Consider the following 3270-nt stretch of genomic DNA (forward strand, 5'->3'; position numbering starts at 1 on the left):
TACCGGCCGCTCGCTGTTTCGGTCTCGCATCCAGAAACCGGCGAAATCGTCGCTGGCCTTCTGGCCGGCACGAACTACGGCCAGCTCCATGTGCTTGTGCTGTTTGTGCAGGAAGAGTTGCGCGGCGCCGGCATTGGCAGTCGGCTGATGCTTCTGGCTGAAGAAGAGGCCTGTCGACGCGGCTGCTCTGGCGCGTGGCTCGACACCTACAGTTTCCAGGCGCGCGCATTCTACGAGCGGCTGGATTACACGGTATTTGGCACGATCGATAACTACCCGCCCGGCCACAGTCGGTTCTTTATGAAGAAGCCCCTTCTGTTGCAGGATCGGCAGCAACCGGAGTCCCGTCAGTGACCGAGCTCGCCATACGCGAAAGCATCGCGCCGCCCGCGCTGATCGTTGCGGCGGGCGAGCGCGCCGGCGTGCGGTTCCTCGAATTCTTCGCCTCTGCGATCCGCAATCCGCACACGCGTCGTGCCTACGCGCGCGCGGCCGGCGACTTCCTGGCGTGGTGCGCCCAGGCGGGGGTTCCCTCGATCACGGGCGTCCAGCCGCTGCATGTGGCCACCTGGATCGAACTGCAGACGGCCACGCACGCGGCACCGACTGTCAAGCAGCGGCTCGCTGCGATCCGGCATCTGTTCGACTGGCTCGTGACCGGCCAGATCATGCCTCTGAATCCAGCTGCCTCGGTACGCGGGCCCGCGCACTCGGCCCGCACCGGCGTCACGCCCGTGCTGGAGCCCACGGAGGCGCGGCAGCTGCTCGATGCCATTGATGTGACTACACCAATCGGGCTGCGCGACCGGGCGCTGATTGGATTAATGGTATTTTCGTTCGCGCGCGTGGGCGCGGCGCTCGCGATGCGCGTGGAGGATGTTTACATGCAGCAGCGGCGCCTGTGGGTGCGCCTGCGCGAGAAGGGTGGCAAGGTGCACGCGATGCCCTGTCATCACACACTCGAAGCCTGGCTGCACGCCTACATCGACGGCACGGGGATCGCAGCCGAGCCGAAGGGGCCGCTCTTTCGCACGATTACGCGCGGCACCGGGCAGCTGAGCTCCACGCCGCTGCCACAGGCCAATGCCTACGCGATGGTGCGGCGCCGTGCCGCCGCGGCCGGAATCGGCACGAAGATCGGCAACCATACGTTTCGAGCGACGGGGATTACCGCCTACCTTAAGAATGGCGGCACACTGGAGAACGCTGCGGCGATGGCGAACCATGCATCGACGCGCACCACGCAGCTGTACGACCGGCGTCACGACGATGTGAGCCTTGATGAAATTGAACGCATCCGCCTCTGACCATCGCTCTGGATAGTGGGGCGCGGTCGCGAGCTACGCGCCGGCTATTCGCGAATTTCCATCCGATATTGCACACTCGGCAGGTCGTGACAACACGCTGGAGCTTTCCACTGAGCGAGGCTCACATGATCCAGCAACGTCCTTTCTATTGTCCTGTCGCAGCAGTCAACGTGACGATCTACCGCCAAACCTTCAGGGTCTCCACCATCGGCAGCTCTGCCGTCGCTGTCCAAGCTGAACACGATTGCTCACACACCGGCACTTGCCCACACCGCTACACCGAGGATTGCCGCGTGTGGTGGCTTAACCGATAAGCATTCGCCGTGACCGCTGTCCGTGGCTGGGGCGCCCGGCAGCTGGTCTCATGATGGGGAATCAAGTCCTAGCGATCACTTAAAGTCACTCCATATTTCATCATGAGGTTTTGAATTTTTACTCAAATACTCACAAGAAATCACAGTGCCACTATCAGGGCTCAGTTCTCTGAAAGCTTTTACTGTCAGGGCTTCTAGGGTGCGCGGCGTCATTCAGATCCGCCCATATCGAGCCGCTGTTGGCCTTGTTCCTCCAGTGCTTCAGCCCTTGGCTGCTTTGAGATGCTGCGGCGGCGATACTCGCGCACAAACATGACGCGATCGCCCTTAAAAAAGAGAGCCGGATTGACCCAATAAACGTTAGGCACCTTGGGCGACAGGAAGCTCTTGGAGAGCAGTTCGCGCAATCCGCGCTGGAAAGTCTTTTCCGACATTCCGACGTCGCGGCCAGAGAGCCCATCTCCAAACCAGCTCAGATAGACGGCATCAGCAAAGCCGCCGTTCATCGGGGTGTTTTGGTACTCGCCGAGCACGGCCTGAAAAACCCGTTGCCCGGTGCGCGTGAGGTCGTACGATGCAGCCACGCCGGCGGCAAACACTTTCACAAACTCCGCATCGTCTTTTTCCTCGATATTGCGGATCACCGCTGCGGCCTGGACTACGCCATCGCTATCGGTCAGCTCACGACGCACACCGCTATCGACATAGCGCCGCCGGATCGTGATCGAGCGCGGCTCCATGAGCGGATTGACGTCGGGGGAAAACTCGAGGTATCGGAGATTTGGCTTCTCGCTGGACATTTTTGGGCCTGAAATTGTCTTTCGCGCGTCAGAGAATGCGCCAGGTAAAGACAAAAATCAACGTCTTTTTGTCTTTCGAGTGGCCGTAGTTGTCTTTCGAGCGGCGTGTTTTGTCGCTCGAACGCCCTGTTTTGTCGGTGCGATCCCCGCCCGACAAGGGTTTGCGGGACATTCCTTCTCACTCTACGTTAGTGGCTATCTCTAGCAGGGCACGGTTTGCCGGTTCGAGTCAGGTCCCCGGCATTCGAATTAGTACTTGTTTGCCCAGCCGATCAAGTACTACCTGTGGATGCTGTTGAGCCAGCCGTACAACATCCACACCGCGAGAATATTGGTCTGGAACGCGATGCCTTATACCGCGTGGTTATATGCCGTAGAGGGTATTGACGGTGCCTGAGGCCGGACTCGAACCGGCACTCAGTCGAAGTCGCGTTGATCGGCATCTGGTTCTAGTAGAAGCAACATATCTCTCATTGGGGCAAGCCCGCAGGGCGCGTCAGGCTCAAGTGTGGGTAACTGCCGGACCGCATAGCGGCCGTCCACACCCTTGTGGTGTGGGCGGGGCAGTTATCCATGCGGGGAGGCACCGAAGGCCGTTGTGCACATAAGATAACTTCTATCTAGCCGCTAGTTATCGTCTATCATGCAGCCATTCATAAAGGGGGTTGCATGGCTTCTGTCATTGCATTCGTGAGTCAGAAAGGCGGCGTTGGCAAGTCAACGCTTGCTCGAGCACTCGCGCGCGAAACGGCCGCGGGTGGCCTGAAAACCAAGGTTGCGGATCTCGACACGCAGCAGGGAACAACCGTTGACTGGCATCGCACGCGCATGGATGCCGGCATCGAACCG

General features: G+C 60.0%; 5 protein-coding genes. 3 read left to right on the plus strand and 2 right to left on the minus strand.

What is annotated here, in order from left to right; all coding sequences use genetic code 11:
- Positions 1 to 354: GNAT family N-acetyltransferase (locus AB4Y44_RS42020; protein WP_368702770.1), on the plus strand; the 354-nt coding region annotated here is incomplete at its 5' end.
- The gene (locus AB4Y44_RS42025; protein WP_368702771.1) at positions 351 to 1307 is read left to right on the plus strand and encodes a tyrosine-type recombinase/integrase; all 957 of its coding nucleotides are present in this window, start codon (positions 351 to 353) and stop codon (positions 1305 to 1307) included. The genes AB4Y44_RS42020 and AB4Y44_RS42025, both read left to right, overlap by 4 nt.
- Positions 1308 to 1830: 523 nt before the next feature.
- On the opposite strand, the gene AB4Y44_RS42030 is transcribed toward AB4Y44_RS42025, so the two are convergent.
- Both AB4Y44_RS42030 and AB4Y44_RS42035 read right to left on the minus strand, forming a co-directional pair.
- A complete protein-coding gene (locus tag AB4Y44_RS42030) occupies positions 1831 to 2421 on the minus strand; it encodes a hypothetical protein (protein ID WP_368702772.1) in 591 nt (196 codons plus the stop codon).
- Between the two features lie 28 nt (positions 2422 to 2449).
- Positions 2450 to 2593: a hypothetical protein gene (locus AB4Y44_RS42035; protein WP_368702773.1), complete on the minus strand. Its 144-nt coding sequence runs from the start codon at positions 2591 to 2593 to the stop codon at positions 2450 to 2452.
- A gap of 497 nt (positions 2594 to 3090) precedes the next feature.
- On the opposite strand from AB4Y44_RS42035, the gene AB4Y44_RS42040 reads away from it, so the two are divergent.
- Positions 3091 to 3270: ParA family protein (locus AB4Y44_RS42040; RefSeq protein ID WP_368702774.1), on the plus strand; the 180-nt coding region annotated here is incomplete at its 3' end.

Origin of the sequence: Paraburkholderia sp. BR10937, from assembly GCF_040965695.1 — a bacterium.
In the GTDB taxonomy this organism is placed as follows: domain Bacteria; phylum Pseudomonadota; class Gammaproteobacteria; order Burkholderiales; family Burkholderiaceae; genus Paraburkholderia.